The organism is Teredinibacter purpureus, assembly GCF_014217335.1.
GTDB classification, from domain to species: domain Bacteria; phylum Pseudomonadota; class Gammaproteobacteria; order Pseudomonadales; family Cellvibrionaceae; genus Teredinibacter; species Teredinibacter purpureus.
Map to the genome: position 1 here is coordinate 3,096,356 of NZ_CP060092.1, position 19,906 is coordinate 3,116,261.

A 19,906-nucleotide genomic window follows, 5' to 3' on the forward strand; every position below is an offset into this window, starting at 1 on the left:
AATCGACTTTATTCACATAATTTGCGGTAACGTTGAACCGTATTCTCAAAACCCATAAGAAGCGCATCAACGGTAAGGGCGTGCCCGATGGAGACTTCGCAAAGGTGGGGTAGGGTACGATATAACGTCATATTCTCTAAATTAAGGTCGTGACCGGCATTCAATCCCAGCCCGAGCTTTGCGGCGGTTTCAGCGGCTCTACTGTGTTCAGTGAAGAGTCTTTGCTCATTGTTGCTGCCATAGGCTGAGGCAAAAGGGCCGGTATAAAGCTCGATTCTATCGGCACCAATGGCTTTTGCTCGTTCAATCTGTTCAATATCGGGATCCATAAACAAGCTGACACGAATTCCTGCGTCCTTAAGTTGTTGTATTAACGGCGCTAGCCGGTCGCCATCTTGCGCCAAATTAAAGCCGTGATCCGATGTTTTTTGGCTATCGCTATCGGGAACAAGCGTACATTGATTGGGGCGTATTTCGAGGCAGAGCGGGATTAAACCTGGATAACCTGCTCGTGGTGGCGCGAATGGGTTGCCCTCAATGTTAAATTCGATAGGGTTTTCGGGGGTATAGAGCGTTTTTTACCAGTTGCGCTAACGTGCGAGTATCGGTTGGGGTAATGTGGCGTTGATCTGGCCGAGGATGTACGGTCAAGCCATTTGCGCCTGCCTTTAGGCTAAGGCGGCCAAATTCCTCAACAGAAGGGAAATTACCCTCGCGAGAGTTGCGTATCAGCGCAATTTTATTGAGATTTACACTTAGCGCTATAGACATTAATTTGCCTCTAACTGCAGTGCTGCTGGAGCGTTGGGCTTTACTGCAGCGAGTCGTTTTGCTTCAAGAATACGCACAGGGTAATTGGGGGCCTCTGGATGCGCGCGATATAGGCCGCGAGGCTCTTTTTCTATTTTCTTTACAACGTCGAAACCTTCTATAACTTTTGCAAATACGGCATAGCCTGGGATGTCTCCACGAGCATCAAGATGGGTATTGTGTTTAATGTTAATAAAAAATTGCGAGGTGGCGCTATCAGGGTCTCCGGTGCGTGCCATTGAGAGCGTTGCCTGTAGGTTCAGCAATTGATTTGCTGATTCATTAACGATCGGCGCACGAGTAGCTTTGCGCTTGAAGTCGAAAGTGTGGCCACCACCTTGTACTACAAAGTCGTCAATCACTCGATGAAAAATAGTGCCGTCGTAGAAGCCCGCGTCAACGTATTCTAGAAAGTTGGCGACCGTGATGGGGGCTTTTTGAGGGTATAACTCTATCACCATACGGCCCAGATCAGTTTCGAAATAGATCTTTGGGTTTTCTTCTGAATGAGCACAAAAAGAGTAAAAGGTAGTGAGTAGAGATAACAGAATAAGGGCTTTTCTCATTGTTTTAGGCTCCTAATTAACGCCATTCAGTTTGACGTTTGTTGGGTTTAATGGCGGGTAATACATAGGCAAGAAAAACACCGAAAAGTAATATGCCTACGCCATAGATCATAAATGTTGCGCGGGCATCGTTAGTCAGCTTTTCGTTTTCTGCTTTTAGTACATCGAAATCCGTCTGAATTATTTGGTGTTTTTGAAGCAGCTGGGTATAGCGTTGCTCTAAGCTTATAGCGCCGGCTGACAGCGTTTTGATTTTTTCCAACTCGCTCGCCATTGTTAGTTCGCCGCGTGTGGCATTCGTCGCTTTGGTGGTGAGCTGGGCGTTAGTCTGCTGTAGTTGTTTGTTTTCGGACGAGAGGTCTTGGAGTGTTTTTTTTGCGTTGGCAAGTTCATTGAGCGTTTGATCGAGTTTTAAACTAGAGGGTATATTCGTCATGATATATTGCGTTCGAATCCACCCTTCTATACCTTTATCCGTTCTTACTTTTGCCCACTGATCGGTTTCACCTTGTTCGAGAAATGTTAGAGCGGTACCACTTTTTAAGCCTGCATTTACAATTCTAAATTGATTTCCTTGCCCACTTCTTAAAGGCACGAAAAGAACGTCTGATACATAGCGTACATCTGATTGAGAAAGGGCTTGGCTGGGTATCATCATTAACGAAAAGGCTGAAAGTAGTGCAACGATACAGGTATAAAGCACGTAGTTTTTAGTCTTCATAGTGGGGCTCAGTTAACAAAATATTCTAGGTATTGTCCGCAATTACGGCAGCACTTTCTTGAACGGCTTCACAATTACATTTGCGTACACGCCAGCACTGACGTAGGGATCTTCGTCTGCCCAATCTTTTGCGTGTTGCAGGGAGTCAAACTCGGCAACGACTAGGCTGCCGCTAAATCCAGCTTCACCTGGGTCGGTTGAATCAATTGAGGGGTGCGGGCCGGCGAGAATGAGGCGAGCTTCGTCACGTAGCTGTTTAAGGCGTGCAAGGTGAGCAGGGCGAACGCTTAATCGTTTGCTAAGTGAGTTTTCAGTGTCTTCACTGATAATGGCGTAAAGCATACAAATATTAGTCCTGTGTAGTGGGGGCGGTTAGCGCTTTTTGTGTTCTTCTGGGTCAACAAAAACTTCTTCTAAACTTAACCCTGTAAGCTTTGTGATTTGTCTGAACAGGTAAAAAAGCGCAAAAATTAACACGGCCATAGCGGGTAATGTAATGACGGGTAAGCTTAACGCGGTCATTTTACCTAATTCGGCATTAAATTCCTCTGTGCCGGGAGCGCTAACTAACACCCATTTGGCAAGGGCGTAATTTAAAACAGATGAAAGAGCGAAGGAAGAGGCAATCATATAAGACGCATTGATTAAGCAGCGTTCAAATTGAGGTTCGTTCGCGCTTTTGGCCAGCGCGTCATGCACCTTTTTGGTTTGCATAACATTATCGTTGAACAAAAAAGTCTTCACTAATGGGTAGCGTGTTTTTAATGAGATAAGTGTGGCAAGGCCAAATAGGGCTGGGATAGTTGCTTCTTTAATCGCAATGTATTTTGGGTCCAGCTCGAGCAACGTTATGCCGCCGGTCAGAAGAATACTGAGCACGCCCAACGCCGAAAAGAAGTTGATTTTCTTCGCGCGAAAATAATCCATCACACCGTATCCAATAGGGAATGCCAGCGCGACAATGACGCCCAGCTGGGGCCCTAAATCGTCTGGCCCACTGAACTTCATTAAAATGACGGTGGGAATAACAATGTTAAGTGCGATGTTTAAGAAGGCATTTTCTTTTTTGGGCGCACTTGAGGCGGGTATTTCTGAGCTGTTGTTGGTCATAAAATTCGTCTAATTGGTGTTGCGGGTAGCGAAGTAAAGCGTGTTGGCTACTTGGCCTCTTTGTTTTGGTCGGCAATCCTATCAGGAACTGTGGGAGTTTTCCTAAGCCACATCGTTTAAACTCTACATCCAATAACGGTTAGGGTCGCAAAGCTACACTTTAGTGTTGGTGACTGCCGGAAAAACGACCAAATATAAGCAGTGCGAGCCTAATGATGCCAGTATACGATTTTCATTGTCATAGCGACCAGTCTGATGGGGCTCTATCGCCAGAGGCGTTGGTGTCCAGAGCAAAAGAGTTTGGCGTTACGCACCTCGCTTTGACTGACCACGATTCTATCGCAGGGTTAGCGCGCGCGCAGGCGCAAGCCATTATTGAGCGCGTACACATGATTTCAGGTATCGAGTTCTCGAGTCAATGGGCGGGTTGTGGTGTGCATGTAGTGGGTTTAAACATTGATACGACAAGTAAGCCTCTACTTGACGCTATTGCTCAGCAAGCGCGTGTTCGGGTGGATCGTGCCGCACTTATCGCCGAAAAATTACATAAAGCGGGCATAGAGGGTGCGCTCGAAGGCGCTGAAGCTTACGCTAAAGGTGGAGCGATAGGCCGACCACATTTCGCGCAATATATGGTGGAGGTGGGCGCGGTCGCTAACATGGCGCAGGCCTTTAAACGCCATCTCGGTGCGGGGAAGATCGGTGATGTGAAAAGTGGCTGGCCTGAGACAGAAGAGGTTGTCGAGTGGATAGTAGAGGCCGGTGGTATTGCGGTTTTGGCGCACCCAGCAAAATACAAAATGACTCGATCCAAACTCTGTAGGCTGACAGAATCATTCGCGGAGGCTGGCGGCGGAGCAATTGAGGTTCTTAGTGGTAAACAACCTGTGGGTTTGGCTGAAAACCTTGCTAAAATAGCGAATCAATTCAATTTGGCCGGTTCTTGTGGCAGTGATTTTCACACTCCAGGACAGCCGTGGCAGGAGCTTGGTTGTGCGAGTACACTACCGAGTACTGTTCAGCCCGTATGGAAACTCATACCACATCTCTCTTCATTGTAATTAAAGAGGTTTTAATGGCGCAGTTCTTCGCAATACATCCCGAAAACCCTCAGTCACGTTTAATCAAGCAGGCCGTTGAAATGTTGCGGCGCGGGGGCTTAATTGTCTATCCCACGGATTCGGCTTATGCTTTAGGTTGTCATATTGGTGATAAATTCGCGCTGGATAGAATACGGGCGCTACGCCAACTCGATAAACATCATAATTTCACTTTAATGTGCCGCGATTTATCGGAGCTTGCAAATTATGCGCGTGTCGATAATTCGGCCTTTCGGCTGATTAAAAGCCATACACCGGGCCCTTATACGTTTATTTTAAATGCGACCTCCGAAGTACCGCGCCGCTTACAGCACCCAAAACGTAAAACATTAGGGCTTCGTGTACCAAATAACCCTATCGCGTTGGCGCTAATGGAGGAGCTTGGTGAACCGCTAATGAGTAGCTCGCTCATTCTTCCGGGAGAAACTGAGCCCCTTACCGACCCGTACGACATTCGAGACACACTAGAACACCAGCTAGAATTAGTCATTGACGGTGGGTTTTGTGGTTTAGAGGCCACCAGTGTTATTGATTTAACCGAAGATGACCCTCGTGTAATCCGCGCTGGTTGCGGTGATATTAGCGATTTCATCTAATTCGGCCATTGGTTGCCCTTATCACCACTATCTTCGCACATCGTTCGTAGCCGTTTGGCCTTCCGTGCCGCTATAATGCGCGGTCACGGATACGGCCGGTCTCGGTTAAGGATATAGGTGTACATTGTCTGGAATCGAAACGAATAAGAGTGAGCCTGATGTAGTTGTCGTTGAGCCGGAGTCGAGTGCGACAGTATCGCCCGAAACGGACGGCAAAGTGCAGGCTAAGTCTGCGGAGCCGCATCCAGAGCAAGGAGAAATGCCTTTTGCGATGGTGCAAGGGAAGGCGTTTACTCAGCTGCCAAAAGATCTCTATATTCCGCCAGATGCGTTAGAAGTGTTTTTAGAGGCTTTTGAAGGGCCCTTGGACCTTTTGCTTTACCTGATTCGACGGCAGAATCTCGATATTCTTGAAATAGATGTTTCTGAAATTACACGTCAATATGTTTCATATGTCGAAATGATGGAAGCTATTCAGTTCGAGCTAGCGGCCGAGTATCTGGTAATGGCGGCGATGCTGGCAGAAATCAAATCACGTATGCTGTTACCTCGCTCGGAATCCATAGAGGATGAAGAGGACGAAGATCCACGCGCAACTTTAATTCGTCGCTTGCAAGAATATGAACGCTTTAAGCACGCTGCAGAAGATATTGACGAACTGCCGCGCATGCACCGTGATGTGCATATTGCGAAAGCTGAGAGCCCTGATCGCAATTTGACGCGTCCGGAGCCCGATGTAGATTTGAAAGAGCTTCTATTATCACTGTCTGAGATATTACGTCGTGCGGATATGTTTGAAAGCCATCATGTTGAGCGAGAGAAACTCTCGACGAGAGAGCGCATGGGGCAGGTATTAGATAAATTAGCAGGCCAACAATTTGTGCCGTTTGTCAGCCTCTTTACCGTTAAAGAAGGGCGCTTGGGTGTTGTGGTGACTTTCTTGGCGGTAATGGAACTCATTAAAGAGTCGTTGGTAGAAATCGTGCAGACTGACGCTTTTGGTCCCATTCATGTGAAGGCGCGCGTTCAGTAAATGAGACTGCCTGATAACGGCAAGAATAACGCTTACAATAGACGAAGAGTTCATGAGTTACGACATTAATCAGTTACAAAAGATTTTGGAAGGTGCGATCCTCGCAACAGGTGAGCCTTTAACCATAGACCGAATGTTAACTTTATTTGAAGAGCATAATGCCCCGAGTAAAGAAAATATTCACGAAGCGCTCGAAAGATTAAAGCATAGTTGCGCCGATAGAGGCTTCTCTTTAACTGAAGTGGCAAGTGGTTACCGCTTTCAAGTGAAGGAGGATTTGGCCGAGTGGGTCAACCGGTTATGGGAAGAAAAACCCCAGAAATATTCACGAGCAATGCTAGAAACATTAGCGCTGATTGCTTATCGGCAGCCCATTACGCGCGGCGATATAGAAGAGGTGCGTGGTGTTGCTGTTAGCAGCCATATTGTGAAAACGTTGGTAGAGCGTGATTGGGTTAAAATTGTGGGGCATCGAGATGTGCCTGGTCGGCCAGCGTTATACGCTACTACTCGTATCTTTCTCGATTATTTTAATTTAAAAAGCCTAGATGAACTGCCAACACTGGGTGAACTTCGTGATATTGATAGCTTAAATGAGTCGCTAGAGTTTGATTCTTTGCCGCCAGAGGTGCAAGAAAGTATTGCCGCTGCTGCAGAAAAAACAGAAGAAAATAAGGGCGAACAACCTATTGCTGGTAGTGAATCTCCAAGTGCTGAAGAGGCCCAAGAGGCCGAACAAGAACAGATCGGCATCGAGGAAGACGCTCAAACTGAGGTAACGCTTACGCTAGAGCATGGTGAGGGTTCGTCTATAGATGGCGAGTTGTTGCCAGTGGTGGAAGAAAGCGACAAACTAGATGATGAAAGTATTTCCTCCAGTGAAACACCAACGATATCAATTGGCGTTGATCATCCAGTAGAGCAGAGCGAGGAGGGAGTATTACCCGAATACGCTGTTTTAAACCCAGATGATAATATTGAACCAAAACACATAGAAACCGACAGTGCTGATATTTCCAATAGCCCTGAAGGGCTAGAAAACGAATTAGATTCGCTCTTTGCTTCCGATACGCACAACCTTTCTAGTGCAGTGGAGCAAGACGAAACAACAACCGAACAACCGAAGGCAGATAAAGACCATATTCATGACTGAAGAACCGCAGGAAGCGCCTGAAGGCGAAAAATTACAAAAAGTGCTTGCACGTGCCGGTAAAGGTTCGCGTCGCGAGATGGAGCGCACAATTAGTAGCGGTAAGGTCACTGTTAACGGTGTTGTTGCGAAACTAGGCGATCGTGTTAAAGAAACCGATCGCATCGATTTAGACGGTAAGCGGATTACTTCTGCGTTTATTTCGACAGAGCGTGTTCGCGTAATACTGTACAACAAACCTGAAGGGCAAATCTGTTCGCGCTCGGACCCCGAGAATCGACCGACCGTCTACGATAATTTGCCTCATATTTCGAATAGCCGTTGGATTTCGGTTGGACGTTTAGACTTTAATACTAGCGGGCTATTATTGTTTACGAATAATGGCGAGTTGGCTAATAAATTAATGCACCCGTCCTCGGGTATTGATAGAGAGTATTTAATTCGCGTTCAAGGGGAAGTCGACAATGATATGTTAAAACGGCTTCGAAAAGGCGTTCTCTTAGATGACGGAATGGCGCGGTTTACGGATATAAAAGCTGGTGAAGGCGGCAATGAAGGTACGAACCTTTGGTTTTATTGCGTCGTGATGGAAGGCCGAAATCGGGAAGTAAGGCGATTGTGGGAATCTCAGGGTGTGAGAGTAAGCCGTCTTAAACGTGTTCGGTACGGTAATATTTTTGTGCCTTCTCATGTTCGAGCAGGTCAGTGGTTAGAGTTGAACGAAAAGGAAGTTATGGATTTGTGTGCAACGGGTGGTGCCGAGGCGCCGCCTAAACCTAAGTTTTCTCTCGAACTAAATAAATCACGTGATCGCCATCAGCGCCGTCTTCGAAAAGCGCATACCTCCCGTACAAAACGATAATGTTTCGTTTTTTTCTTCTTGTTTTTAGCCTGAGTATCGCGTTCTGCGCTCAGGCTGAAAAGCTCAAGCCTTTCAGCAGTGATGGCTGTAGCGCGTTTCCCGATGGTACTCTTGATAATAAACGGCTGTGGTTACACTGTTGTACTGCGCATGACAAAGCGTATTGGCGTGGTGGCAGTTATGCTGAAAGAAAAACTGCAGATGAATTGCTACGGAAGTGTGTAGCGGCAGTGGGCGAAGAGGAGATTGCCCAGTTGATGTTAGCGGGCGTTCGTGTAGGAGGCTCCCCCTTTTGGCCGACAAAATTTCGATGGGGCTATGGATGGCGATATCCTCGGTTGTATGGTGAGCTTACGTCAAGTGAACAAGCTATGATCGATGATTTTGAAGGCGTTGCTTCGCCCTGATGTGGAGTAGAATCTATTTCAATTGTGCTTTCCAAGAAACTTAATAAGTAGTATGCGTTTTATGCTGCGTTTGCCTTCTAGGTGTTCGTTGCTCGCTTTCTAACGCACTATTCTTCAAAACTCCCAGGTAGAACTTCTCGTTTACATTAAGCCGACATTCGTTTTGGTTTTAGTTGTTTTATTCTAAACTCTTCCCAATAGTCAAAATTCCAGCCTCACATTATTCCTGAACGCCTGAACGCCTGAACGCCTGAACGCCTGAACGCCTGAACGCCTGAACGCCTGTTTCGTGTGCGCATGAGGGGCGTAGCCTTGCGTCAACCAATTAATTAATACGTTCAGTTATAAGTATTTGCCACTTAAGTTATTTTTTAGTGGGGTTAGTGGCAGCTATATTTTTTCTGACGAAAAGTCATTATTGGTTTTCGTTTTGTTTTTCCTGGCCCTTATCGCTTTTTTGATTAAAATAATGTGGGAACCAGGTGTTTTTAGTCGTTTTTTTTGAGTGTAATCATGAAGCCTGTCGCATTTTTAAAGTCTTGTCGCATAAAATCCCCATAACAAATTAATAACATGGTAATTTTTTTGCCGCGTATAGCAGTTAACATATTAACGGATGATATTGTGATGGCTGATGGTGTTCGAGGTTATTTAAAGGTGGCGGCCGCTTTTGGTTTGGGCGTCGCCGTAGCGTTTTTTGTTTTAGAAAACGCTGAGTATACAAGTGTTTCAAAACGAAATGTTACAAGTGTTTCGGTTGAAGAGAATGAACGGCTTAAGGCAGAGTTGTTGGTATTGCAGGCTGAGCTAAATTTTTTGAAAGAGTTCTCTACCCCTACTATTGATGAAGCTTTGCCGGAGAGGGTTGGCGAAGTTGATGCGACTAAAGCGCTTATGCAAGAGCTTGTTGAGCATAGGAATAGTGTTGCTCAATTGTCTGAAGAGCTCGCGTTGTTAAAGGGTGAAAAGAATAGAATGCTTTCCGAGCGTGTTGCCTTTTGGATGCATGACCCGCACGCGGATAAGGAAAAAACGTATAAAAGTTTAAAAAGTTCTTTCGAGGCAGAAGATTCTGTTGACCCTTCCGCTGCAGCACGGGCTATAGAATTAGTCACTTTATTCAGTGAAAAAGAGATGCTTTCTGGATTTAGCGTTAATGATGCAGAGTGTAAGGAGGGTCGTTGTCGCTTACTTGTGCAGGCGGGAGATGAGCTTGAGGTTGCGAGCTTATCGCAATCGCTAACCGAGACGTTTGGACAAGATTCTGCATTATCGAATCGTGTTTATATTATGGTGCCAGATTTAGGTAGTGGTATCACGTCTGTTTATATTGGAGATGAAGGTGCGGAGTTGTCCTCGCTATAGTGAGGCTGGTTTTACCTTTTCTCGAGAGGAATTTGAGGTTTTGTTTTACTCAAAATACAGCCTCAAGTATTGAGGTTGACATTATGCGATAGGGTTATCGCAATTAGTAAATTTACCTAACAGGACTAGTTAAATGAAAGCATCATTCAAAAAAAGTTTAATCTCATTAATTGCTGCAGGCGCGGCTTTGACAAGCGTAAGTGCATTTTCTGCGACGTTTACTACCAGTAGTATGAATATCTATAATTACGACGGCGCTTATGGCGCTGGTGATTGTGGGTGGGTTGTTACTGGTTCTGGTGGCAGCGGTTATGGTGGCGGCGCTAGTTATGTAGCAACGAAGAGTTGCTCTCATAGTAATCAGTCTTTATCGTATACTTATCATAATAGCGGCAATTATTACACTGTTACTATTACTCGTTCTGGTTCTCCGTATTGTGAAAACTGGGGCACGACTCAAGTTGTAACTAACGTTGATATTTGTTTGGATTAATCGTTTATTTTTAATCTTTACAAAAAAGGGGCTTATTTAAGCCCCTTTTTTGTATGCTACATTATGGCTGTTACGCGCTAACATCTTGGCTCGCCAAATACTCATCATAAGTGCCCTGAAAATCTACTAGTCCTTTATTTTTTATTTCGACTACACGCGTGGCGAGTGATGAAACAAATTCTCTGTCGTGACTGACAAATATTAGCGTTCCGGGATAATGTGCAAGCGCTAGGTTTAGTGCTTCAATAGATTCCATATCGAGGTGGTTTGTTGGTTCGTCCATAATCAAGACGTTCGTGTCCTGCATCATCAACTTACCGAACAGCAATCGATTTTTTTCGCCACCCGAGCATACTTTTGCTTTTTTATTAAAATCATCGGCGGAAAAAAGTAGACGCCCTAGCGTTGCGCGAACGATTTGGTCATCGTGGTTCGGTTTTCGCCACTGGCTCATCCAGTCAAAAAGATTGAGGTCATCTTTGAAATTGTCGGTGCTATCTTGCGGGCAGTAACCAAGTGTGGCATTTTCAGCCCATTGAATTTTACCACTGTTGGGTTTGAACTCACCCATTAAGCTGCGCAGCAGTGTTGTTTTACCTGCACCATTTTCCCCTATAATTGCCAGCCGAGCGCCGGCCTCTAGAATAAGATTACCCTTGGTAAAAAGAGGGGTTTTATCGAATGAGTGGCTAACATTTTCTAAAATAAGCGCTTGACGGTGAAGCTTTTTATCTTGGTTAAAGCGTATGTAGGGGTTAATGCGGCTAGAGGGTTTAATGTCGTCCAGTTTTATTTTTGTGAGCTGTTTTGCGCGTGAGGTTGCCTGTTTTGCTTTGGAGGCGTTGGCCGAAAACCGGCTAACAAATTGTTGAAGTTCTGCAATTTGCGCTTTTTTCTTGGCGTTCTCGTTCTGCATTGTCTCGCGTGCTTGTGTGGACGCAGTCATGAAATCGTCATAAGTTCCAGGGTAGACGCGCAGTTCGCCATAATCGATGTCGGCCATATGGGTGCATACGGCGTTTAGAAAGTGTCGATCGTGAGAAATGATAATCATGGTGCTACTACGCTGGTTAAGAACTTCTTCCAGCCAACGAATGGTATTAATATCGAGGTTGTTTGTAGGTTCGTCCAGTAGTAAGAAGTCAGGGTCAGAAAATAGGGCCTGTGCCAGCAGGACTCTCAATTTTAAACCAGGCGCCACTTCACTCATTGGGCCAGTATGCAGTGATATGTCAATTCCGGCCCCAATCAATATGTCCCCAGCCCGGCTTTCAGCGCTGTAGCCATCGAGTTCGGCGAATTGGGTCTCTAGGTCAGCGACTTTCATACCATCTTCTTCGGACATTTCTGCAAGGCCATATATGCGTTCTCGTTCGCATTTAAGATCCCATAGCGCTTTGTGGCCCATGATGACGGTATCGATCACAGAGAACTCTTCGAAGGCGAACTGATCTTGGCTTAGCTTTCCCACGCGAGTGTTTGGAGCGATAGAAACGTTGCCGGCACTAGGGGTCAGGCTACCGTCTAGTATCTTCATGAAGGTTGATTTGCCACACCCATTTGCGCCAATAAGGCCATAGCGGTTGCCGTTGGCAAATTTAACTGAAATATTTTCAAAAAGAGGTTTAGCACCAAACTGCATGGTGATATTGGCGGTAGAGATCAAAGTAGAATTCCCGTAAAAAATCGTTCATGAGAGATAGAGATAAAGGGGCCGCACTATAGGGATAGTTCGGCAAAAGGTCGAGTAAATAATGGCCAGATTCGTTGTTGTGCGCGGGTTAATTGCTACTCGTTTGCTTTTGACGCGCAGCGGATGTGCTCAATAAGGGACACTTTAGGTGTTTGGTGTACTGCGAAATGGTGGAAATCGTAGTCGGGAATGGGGGTAGGCGGTAGAATAACGGGCTAATTTGCTTCGGCGATAACGGTATGTCGACCACAAAACTTGGACTTCTTGCGCAATGATACCCACAATATTCACAGCTCTACTATTTTCTCTGATGGCTTATGCGATTCCGGTGTCAGCTGCAGATAACCCAGCCCCTAAAACGATGGTTGAGATTCAAGGCTTGGTTAGCCAGTATTGTGGTGTTTGCCACGATGTACCGCGCCCATCATTGATGCCAAAGCACAGCTGGCCCTATGCCATACAAAGAATGGCAGAAGTGGCTGAACAGCGAATGGGTAAACCGTTTATTCCTGCCGCTGCATTACGTGATATTACCGCATTCTATTACGGTACTGCAGAGGAGTCCTTGGCGCGGCTGCCTGTTTTTCCAAATGACACAGGCCCATTATCGTTTGTGAGTGAGGCGATTGGCGAGCCAACGAAAATGCCGCTTATATCCCATATCGAAGCGGTGGATTTGGTTGATGGATCGCTTCAGGAATTCCTGATAAGTGATGTTGAACATAATCGTGTTGTGTTGTTAACGAAGTCTAAAAAGGGCTGGCAGGAACGTGTATTAGGTACTGTTGTTAAGCCCGTACGCACAACGGTTGCGGATTATGACGGTGATGGTCTTACAGATGTTTTAGTCGCGTCGCTGGGTAAATTTTTCCCGCCTGTGGATATTGAAGTTGGTAAAGTGATTTTGTTACGGCAAACCAAAAGCGGTGTATTTGAGCCTCATATATTAATGGACAAGATACCTCGTGTGCTGGATGTGCAGGCGGTAGATATTGATGGGGATAAAGATTTAGATATAGCCCTCGCTATCTTCGGCAATGACAATGTGGGGGAGTTGGCTTGGCTCGAGAATAAGGGTGGGTATGAGGTTCATAAACATACTATTTTGAATTTGGCCGGTGGGCTCAATATGTCGCCAGCCGATTTAAATGGCGATGGTCGTATAGATTTTGTAAGCGTGATCTCGCAAGAGAATGAAATGATTGTGGCGTTGATGAATAGAGGAAAAGGCGCTTTTGATCAGCACGTGCTGTTTCGGGCCTCTGATCCTATGATAGGCTCAACGGGAATGACATTGGTCGATATTGATAAAGATTATGACCTTGATATTTTATTTACGAATGGCGACGCCCACGATCTACAAACGGACCCTAAGCCTTATCACGGCGTTGGCTGGTTGGAAAATGTGGGGCCGTACCAATACGTATTTCATAATGTAGGTCGCTTTTATGGTGCCTCTCACGCCGCTGTGGCGGATATGGATGGCGATGGTGATAACGATATTGTGGCCAGTAGTTGGAATAACTATTGGGAGGAGCCCGATCGTCAAACGTTAATATGGTTTGAAAATAATGGCGAACAAGTATTTTCGAGACATAATATCGCCAGCCGGCCACATAATATCGTGTCTTTTGAATTGGTAGATGTTGTTGGGGACAGCCGACCGGATATTGTTGCAGGCCTTTTTAAAATAGAATTGCTGAAAAAATATTGGTCTACGAAAGTAGATGACGAAGAAAAAGCCGTGCCTATGATGACGCGAGAACAGCCGAAAAAGCGACTTGTGGTGTTCGAAAACCAACTGAATAAAACGCCGCCGTAAAATAACGCTATTTTGTTTAAACCGGTCGGGCATTTTAAGTGCGTACAATGTTTAATGTGTGGGCTAGCGTGCAGGGGGATGCGATTAGCGGTAGGCTATCGATCGCATACTTCAACACGATTTCGACCTAACGATTTCGCTTGATACAACGCACCATCCGCACTTGCGAACAGAGAATCGATTGTGTCTTCACATTGTTGTTCGCTCACGCCAATACTCACCGTTGCCAGTACATTGTCTTTAAGTACTATATTTACGGGGGACGTGGCTATATTTAACCGGATTCGCTCGGCAATTAATTGTGCATCTTGCGTGTGAGTATTATTTAAGAGTACGACAAATTCTTCGCCACCATACCGAAAAAATTGGTCGGTTTCTCGCAAGCCTTGTTTAATGTTACGGGTAACATGTTTCAGTACACAATCACCGTTCTGGTGTCCGTATTGATCATTAATAGCTTTGAAGTAATCGATATCAATCACCAGTAATGACAAATGTTGCTTATGCCGTTGTGCGAGCTTCAGTTCTCGGGCGACTGTTATGTCAAACGCGGCGCGGTTGCCTATGCCTGTAAGGCTGTCACGCTGCGAGTTCTGCAAGGCCTCTTGATACAAAAGGGCATTACGGAGCGGGAAAAAAAGCACGCCTACCATCATTTCGAGTATGGCTAGCTCTGTTTCCAAAAATTGTTTTGCGCGGGAAAATACAATTTGGCCTAGCGTTGAATCTGCTGTTTTAATATTGTAATTGGCCTTATGAGCGCGCATTAGCCCAAGGCTTATCGTGTCGGCAGTTTCTGAATGAGCGTCTGGCGGAGCAGTGTACTGCAAACCACTTAGGCTAACAGCTTCTTGAATATTGCTATAAAAAAGTTCCAATGTAGTGGTGAGATCTAGCGAACTTTGAAGATTGTTGGCAAGCCTAAATTGAAGGTCCCTAAGGCTATTCTCGGCTGGAAACCCGGTTGCGTTCTGTTGTGACCATTGTGGGGTTTTTGAGTGAGCTGCGAGCGCAGGTGATACGCTAGCATCACTCGTTTGCTTTTTTGAGGCCAGGGTTACCATAGTGTGTCCTGTTAAATCTAAAGGGTTACTCGGGCACCCATCGAAGTCCGCTAGGTGTCTCTTGCCTATAGAGAGTACAGCCAATTCTGTGCCAGTTTTGCAGGGATCGATAAAAGCTAATAAAAACAAACAGTTATCGATGTTTTTTGGGAGGTGGATTTCTGCGTGACAATTATTTGTCGAATGAGCGGCAAACTATGTCGCTTTAAATTCGGCGTATGGCGGAGAATTGCCATTTTGTTGTCTCTGATTGATTGCGGCTATTCGAAGAAGTTGCGAGAATGTGCGCCCTGATGGGTGCAAGCGTCGTGTGCTTGCCTACGTCTTATTGTTTATAGAGGTTTGGTGTGGCAAAAATTGGTTTGTTTTTTGGGAGCGACGAGGGTAATACCGAAAGCGTGGCATATCGTATTCAAAAGTGTTTAGGCGAAGCGAATGTTGATGTTTTAGATATAGGCAAAGTGACACAATTAGAATTTGAAGAGTACGAGACCTTAATTTTAGGTATCCCAACGTGGGATTTTGGGCAAATTCAATCTGACTGGGATGATTTCTGGGGAGACCTAGACGACATTGATTTTACCGGTAAAACCATTGCGCTATTTGGTTTAGGCGACCAGTTTGGGTACGGAGATTTTTTTCTTGATGCAATGGGGATGCTTCATGATGTTGTTGTGGGCAATGGCGCACATGTCGTGGGGTATTGGCCCACTGACGGCTATGAGTTTGACGCCTCTAAAGCCATTATTGAGAGTGAAAGCCTGTTTATGGGGCTCGCATTGGATGAGGACCAGCAGCCAGAATTAACCAACGGACGCATTCTGGCTTGGTGTGAGCAGCTTGTCGATACATTGCGCCTTGCCACGCCTGCTGCGCCTCTTAAGTAGCCGTTATTTTTTGTTGGCTATTAGAACGGCACGCATTGGGCGAGGGTGCCCCTCTACAGTTTTGGTGTCGTCATCAAGGCTAAGGTAATCCGGCAAGGATTGAAACTTCATCCAATCGGTTGAACGTTGCTCTTCTGTACTGGTTAAAGTGCAATCGACACAGCGAACATTGTCAAAACCACATTTTTGCAGCCAAGAGATAAGCGTAGGGACACTCGGTAAAAACCACACGTTATTCATTTTTGCGTAGCGGCCCTCTGGTACTAGCACATCACCCAAGCCTCCCTCAATAACCAATGTTTCGAGCACGAGTTCGCCACCTGAGCATAGTGTGTTTTTGAGTTCGAGTAAGTGATCCATAGGCGACCGCCTATGGTAAAGAACCCCCATTGAAAACGTCGTATCGAACGCTGCTAAGTGCGGGGGTAGGCCCTCTATGCCAATGGGCAAAATATCGACAGGACAATGTTCCAGAAAATGTTTGACCATATAAAACTGCACAATAAAACGTGGCGACGGGTCGATGCCAATAACGCGTGCTGCGCCTTGTTCATGCATACGCCAGCAATGGTAGCCATTGCCACAGCCCACATCTAATACCGTTCGTCCCTGAAGGTTACTAATGTGCTTTTTTAATCGTTGCCATTTCCAGTCAGAACGCCATTCTGTGTCAATGTGAATTCCGAAGAACTCGAAGGGGCCTTTTCGCCACGGAATAAGTTCGGTCAATGCGTTGTACAGGTGTTGCCATTGGGCGTCATCTAGCTGTTCGCGCTTACCAATGGTAACGCGATCACCGAAGTGACTATAGGCCGCTTTAACGGTAGGTAGCGACTCCAGAGCGGTGTACCACTTAGGCAAATCACCAAACCGTTGCGTCGACAAACCATTGGCGCATTGTTGCGCCAAGGTGAGCGCCCATTGCGTAAATGGTGAGTCGTCTGGTTTTTGCAAGGCTTCGATGAAGCCTGAGTAATCAATTGGGGAAGAGGGCAACAGTGTGGGCCTTTTTAAGGTTTAAATGCCAGTAGCGATGAAAAGTTAAAACATTGGAACCAAAGCTCTGTTCCACGGAAGCCTGCATTTTCTAGCCGCTTCTTATGGCATTCTAACGACTCTGGTATGAGAACATTTTCTATAGCGGCGCGTTTTTTAGCGATTTCTAAATCGCTGTAACCGTTTGTTTTTTTGAAATAATGGTGCAGCTCACTCATTAACGTATCATGGTGCTCATCGTCGAAGGTTAATTTTTCGGACAACACTAAAACCCCACCACTATTCATGCCGGAGTATATACGCGCTATAAGAGTGTCGCGCAGCGCTGGTGGTATGAATTGTAGGGTAAAGTTCATAATAACAACGGAAGCGTTGTGAATTTCGCTATCGAGTAAGTCTTGGCATATAAGGTTGACCGGAATCTCGTGACTATCGGCATCGAGGACAATAGTGCACCGCTCTACCATTTCGGGGGAGTTATCAATGGCGGTTATGGACACATTTGCCGCCTGAATACGATGACGCATTGCCAGTGTCGAGGCGCCCAAGGAGCATCCTAGATCGTAGCATCTGGTGCCCGTCTGCGCGTACCGCTCGGCTATCTGGCCTACCATATGGATAATAGTGGTATAGCCGGGTACCGACCGTTTAATCATATCAGGGAAGACTTCCACCACTTTTTGGTCGAACGTGAACTGCCCAAATTCCGCATCAGCGGCGGCAAAAAGGGTATCGCGTGGGCTCTTGTCGCTCATTATATTTAGATCACTAACGCTTAGGGGCCGCTATTCTAGCGCTAAGCGAAGAATCTCTCAATTTTAACTACGTGCTTCAACTACACTTATGATCGCAGCCGTTAAAGGCACCATAATGGGGGATTTGGAGCATCCGTGGGTAGTCAGATAATTTTCTCAAAGCTCGCTATTTTGGTCGTCGACGACTTCAGTAGCTTTCGCAATACGGTTAACACGATGTTAACCAACCTAGGCGTGTCGAATGTCGGCATGGCGGCAACCGCACGGGAAGCAATCTCTTATTGTGAAAATCGTCGCTATGACGTAATTCTTTGTGATTATAATCTTGGTAGTGGGCGTACAGGGCAGCATGTTCTCGAGGAGCTAAAGCATCGAAGGCTCATTACTCGCCACACGATTTTTATTATTGTATCGGCTGAATCGAGTAGAAATATTGTTATGTGCTCGTATGACTGTGAGCCTGACGATTATCTAATGAAGCCCATAACAGCAAAAATGCTCGAACAACGAATGGGTCGGCTTCTGCAGCAACGTTTAGTGCTGTCACCCGCTTATAAGGCACTTGATGCGCATGATTACCCGACAGCGTCAGAAATATTGATAGATCTTTCGCTAGAAGAGGATCGCTATTCAACGATAGCCCAAAAACTTTTGGGTTCAATTTTTATTCAAACCGGTGAACTGGATAAGGCTGAGCGATTGTATACCCGTGCGCTAGAAGTTCGGCAATTAGATTGGGCGAGATTAGGCCTCGCAAAAGTAAAGCAAGCGCGTGGAGAGTTGGATGTTTCAGGAGACTGGTTAGATACTATAGTGGATGATAACCCACTCTACCTCCCTGCGTATGATGTGCTAGCTGAAAATTGGCGACGTAAAGGTGAATTGTTTAATGTGCAGTTTACGGTTCAGCGTGCAGTTGATATTTCTCCTATGTCCATATTGCGTCAAAAATACCTCGCCGATGTTGCAACCGACAACAATGATTTAATAACGGCTATTACGGCACAGCGTCGTTCCGTAAAACTAGGGCAACTGTCTTGTCATGGTTTACCAGAAGATCACTTTACATTTGCTCGGCTTTCGTCACTCGCAGTCGAAAGAGAGATGGACGTCGACCCGAATATTAGTAGGGAAGCGTTAGCTATTCTGGATCTTTCGAAAGAGCAGTATGAACTTTCTGAGGCGCAGTTGGCGCAATGTAATTTATTGACCGGTCGCATACACGCACTTGAGAACCGTCAAGATCTCGCGCAACAGTTCCTCCAAGCAGCAGAAGACTCTATGGATGATCTTGAGGTGGGTATCAAAATCGATTTGGATCGACTTCTAGCACTACAGTCGATGAACCTTACCGAAAAATTTGATGAGCTACTGCTACAGCTTAAAGATAAATATGCTGATGACCAATCTGCACTGGAACAGTTAGATGTATTCTTAAATGAACCCGCGAGTGATAGTAATAGAGAATTTGTGGCGGCAATCAACCGTGAAGGTATCGAGTTGTACAACGGTGGTGAGTTCGACAATGCACTAGCATGTTTTGAAAAAGCGCGAAAACTATTTCCAAAGCATGTGGGTATTCAGTTGAATATTGTTCAGGCCCTAATAGGGAAAATGAAAATGGGTACGGCGGATCCCGTTCACTCAAAAGAGTGTAGTTCCTCGCTTGATCTAGTGTCGTCGCTTATTGACGAGGGACACCCTCAATTTGATCGTTTTCGGCGCCTACGCACAATGGCGAGTGCCTACTGATTTCGGAGTGATTTTATGAGAGATAATAATAACACTATAGATTTCGCAATGGTGCTGGCATCAAGCGTGCACGATATGAAAAACTCTGTGGGAATGCTGCTGGCCTCTTTAGAGTCGGTCATTGAAGAAGCCCCTCCCACGAACGATACTCAAGCGAGGCGGTTTTCGACATTACATTACGAAGCCTCGCGAATTAACAGCGAGCTTATACAGCTGTTAACAATTTATCGCATGCAAAATGATGTGTTACCAGTGCACATAGATGAGCACTACATCGTTGATGTTCTTGAGGATCAAATAGCCCGTAACCATATGCTGATGGAAACAAAAGGGCTGGGCGTTACGTTGGAATGTGATTCGGAATTACATTGGTATTTCGATAACGATCTAATTGGCAGTGTTATTCACAATGTGGTTGTTAATTGCGCTCGTTACACGAGCAGTGCTTTGCTTATTCAAGCCACAATAGAAGACGATATGTTATGTGTGCTGGTAGCCGATGATGGCCCCGGTTACCCCCCCAGCATGTTGCGTAGACCCGCAGGAATAGTGACCGAGGATGTAGAGGTGAGTAAAGGCGGTACTCAGTTAGGCTTATATTTTGCAGAGAAAATAGCCAGTTTTCATACACAGAACAATCGCAATGGTTACATAGAGCTCGACAATAAAGGGCCGCTTGGTGGTGGAGTCTTTAAACTTTTCTTGCCTTAGCGTAAAAGAATAA

20 protein-coding genes and 1 pseudogene are annotated in these 19,906 nt (G+C 45.8%); 12 read left to right on the forward strand and 9 right to left on the reverse strand.

Going from position 1 to position 19,906, the window contains the following annotated elements; genetic code table 11:
• Window positions 1–8: 8 nt before the first annotated feature.
• The 5 genes and pseudogenes from H5647_RS13635 to H5647_RS13655 form a co-directional block, all read right to left on the reverse strand.
• Window positions 9–771: pseudogene (locus H5647_RS13635) on the reverse strand (pyridoxine 5'-phosphate synthase).
• A complete protein-coding gene (locus tag H5647_RS13640) occupies window positions 771–1,376 on the reverse strand; it encodes a peptidylprolyl isomerase (RefSeq protein WP_045859315.1) in 606 nt (201 codons plus the stop codon). The pseudogene H5647_RS13635 and the gene H5647_RS13640 overlap by 1 nt, the downstream one beginning before the upstream one ends.
• A gap of 16 nt (window positions 1,377–1,392) precedes the next feature.
• On the reverse strand, window positions 1,393–2,097 hold the full coding sequence (locus H5647_RS13645) for a TIGR04211 family SH3 domain-containing protein (protein ID WP_052692067.1): 705 nt from the start codon (window positions 2,095–2,097) through the stop codon (window positions 1,393–1,395).
• A gap of 42 nt (window positions 2,098–2,139) precedes the next feature.
• Window positions 2,140–2,439, reverse strand: a complete 300-nt coding sequence (locus tag H5647_RS13650) for a YciI family protein (RefSeq protein WP_045859317.1) — start codon at window positions 2,437–2,439, stop codon at window positions 2,140–2,142.
• 30 nt (window positions 2,440–2,469) lie between these two features.
• On the reverse strand, window positions 2,470–3,207 hold the full coding sequence (locus H5647_RS13655; protein WP_045859319.1) for a VC0807 family protein: 738 nt from the start codon (window positions 3,205–3,207) through the stop codon (window positions 2,470–2,472).
• Window positions 3,208–3,419: 212 nt separating this feature from the next.
• On the opposite strand from H5647_RS13655, the gene H5647_RS13660 reads away from it, so the two are divergent.
• The 8 genes from H5647_RS13660 (at window position 3,420) to H5647_RS13695 (ending at window position 10,213) form a co-directional block, all read left to right on the forward strand.
• The gene (locus H5647_RS13660; RefSeq protein ID WP_236074893.1) at window positions 3,420–4,268 is read left to right on the forward strand and encodes a PHP domain-containing protein; all 849 of its coding nucleotides are present in this window, start codon (window positions 3,420–3,422) and stop codon (window positions 4,266–4,268) included.
• Window positions 4,269–4,282: 14 nt separating this feature from the next.
• The gene (locus H5647_RS13665) at window positions 4,283–4,903 is read left to right on the forward strand and encodes an L-threonylcarbamoyladenylate synthase (RefSeq protein ID WP_045859322.1); all 621 of its coding nucleotides are present in this window, start codon (window positions 4,283–4,285) and stop codon (window positions 4,901–4,903) included.
• Window positions 4,904–5,027: 124 nt separating this feature from the next.
• Window positions 5,028–5,936: a segregation and condensation protein A gene (locus H5647_RS13670; protein ID WP_236074894.1), complete on the forward strand. Its 909-nt coding sequence runs from the start codon at window positions 5,028–5,030 to the stop codon at window positions 5,934–5,936.
• A gap of 52 nt (window positions 5,937–5,988) precedes the next feature.
• Window positions 5,989–7,089 carry an SMC-Scp complex subunit ScpB gene (scpB, locus tag H5647_RS22180; RefSeq protein ID WP_082087059.1) on the forward strand — a complete coding sequence of 367 codons (1,101 nt, stop codon included), beginning with the start codon at window positions 5,989–5,991 and terminating at the stop codon, window positions 7,087–7,089.
• The gene (gene rluB, locus H5647_RS13680; protein WP_045859323.1) at window positions 7,082–7,948 is read left to right on the forward strand and encodes a 23S rRNA pseudouridine(2605) synthase RluB; all 867 of its coding nucleotides are present in this window, start codon (window positions 7,082–7,084) and stop codon (window positions 7,946–7,948) included. The genes scpB and rluB overlap by 8 nt, the downstream gene beginning before the upstream one ends.
• A complete protein-coding gene (locus tag H5647_RS13685; RefSeq protein ID WP_045859326.1) occupies window positions 7,948–8,355 on the forward strand; it encodes a hypothetical protein in 408 nt (135 codons plus the stop codon). Before rluB ends, H5647_RS13685 begins: the two co-directional genes overlap by 1 nt.
• A gap of 585 nt (window positions 8,356–8,940) precedes the next feature.
• Window positions 8,941–9,720, forward strand: a complete 780-nt coding sequence (locus H5647_RS13690; RefSeq protein WP_162926396.1) for a hypothetical protein — start codon at window positions 8,941–8,943, stop codon at window positions 9,718–9,720.
• Window positions 9,721–9,853: 133 nt separating this feature from the next.
• Entirely contained in the window at window positions 9,854–10,213 is a 360-nt protein-coding gene (locus tag H5647_RS13695) for a hypothetical protein (RefSeq protein WP_045859330.1), read from the forward strand.
• A gap of 70 nt (window positions 10,214–10,283) precedes the next feature.
• On the opposite strand, the gene H5647_RS13700 is transcribed toward H5647_RS13695, so the two are convergent.
• Complete coding sequence (locus tag H5647_RS13700) at window positions 10,284–11,879, reverse strand: ABC-F family ATPase (protein WP_045859332.1); 1,596 nt, start codon at window positions 11,877–11,879, stop codon at window positions 10,284–10,286.
• Window positions 11,880–12,177: 298 nt separating this feature from the next.
• On the opposite strand from H5647_RS13700, the gene H5647_RS13705 reads away from it, so the two are divergent.
• On the forward strand, window positions 12,178–13,728 hold the full coding sequence (locus H5647_RS13705) for an FG-GAP repeat domain-containing protein (RefSeq protein ID WP_052692068.1): 1,551 nt from the start codon (window positions 12,178–12,180) through the stop codon (window positions 13,726–13,728).
• Between the two features lie 95 nt (window positions 13,729–13,823).
• Here the strand turns inward: H5647_RS13705 and H5647_RS13710 are convergent, their stop codons facing one another.
• Window positions 13,824–14,792 carry a GGDEF domain-containing protein gene (locus H5647_RS13710; protein WP_052692069.1) on the reverse strand — a complete coding sequence of 323 codons (969 nt, stop codon included), beginning with the start codon at window positions 14,790–14,792 and terminating at the stop codon, window positions 13,824–13,826.
• A gap of 347 nt (window positions 14,793–15,139) precedes the next feature.
• Here H5647_RS13710 and H5647_RS13715 point away from each other — a divergent pair, with 347 nt between their 5' ends.
• A complete protein-coding gene (locus H5647_RS13715; RefSeq protein WP_045859334.1) occupies window positions 15,140–15,679 on the forward strand; it encodes a flavodoxin in 540 nt (179 codons plus the stop codon).
• Between the two features lie 3 nt (window positions 15,680–15,682).
• Here the strand turns inward: H5647_RS13715 and cmoB are convergent, their stop codons facing one another.
• Both cmoB and cmoA read right to left on the reverse strand, forming a co-directional pair.
• Window positions 15,683–16,675 carry a tRNA 5-methoxyuridine(34)/uridine 5-oxyacetic acid(34) synthase CmoB gene (cmoB, locus tag H5647_RS13720; protein WP_045859336.1) on the reverse strand — a complete coding sequence of 331 codons (993 nt, stop codon included), beginning with the start codon at window positions 16,673–16,675 and terminating at the stop codon, window positions 15,683–15,685.
• Window positions 16,676–16,689: 14 nt separating this feature from the next.
• Window positions 16,690–17,430 carry a carboxy-S-adenosyl-L-methionine synthase CmoA gene (cmoA, locus tag H5647_RS13725; RefSeq protein ID WP_045859337.1) on the reverse strand — a complete coding sequence of 247 codons (741 nt, stop codon included), beginning with the start codon at window positions 17,428–17,430 and terminating at the stop codon, window positions 16,690–16,692.
• 135 nt (window positions 17,431–17,565) lie between these two features.
• Between cmoA and H5647_RS13730 the strand changes: the two genes are divergently transcribed.
• Together H5647_RS13730 and H5647_RS13735 are read left to right on the forward strand one after the other, a co-directional pair.
• Window positions 17,566–19,182, forward strand: coding sequence for a tetratricopeptide repeat-containing response regulator (locus H5647_RS13730; protein ID WP_236074895.1), 1,617 nt, complete (start codon window positions 17,566–17,568; stop codon window positions 19,180–19,182).
• Window positions 19,183–19,197: 15 nt separating this feature from the next.
• On the forward strand, window positions 19,198–19,893 hold the full coding sequence (locus H5647_RS13735; RefSeq protein WP_045859339.1) for a sensor histidine kinase: 696 nt from the start codon (window positions 19,198–19,200) through the stop codon (window positions 19,891–19,893).
• Window positions 19,894–19,906: the final 13 nt, after the last annotated feature.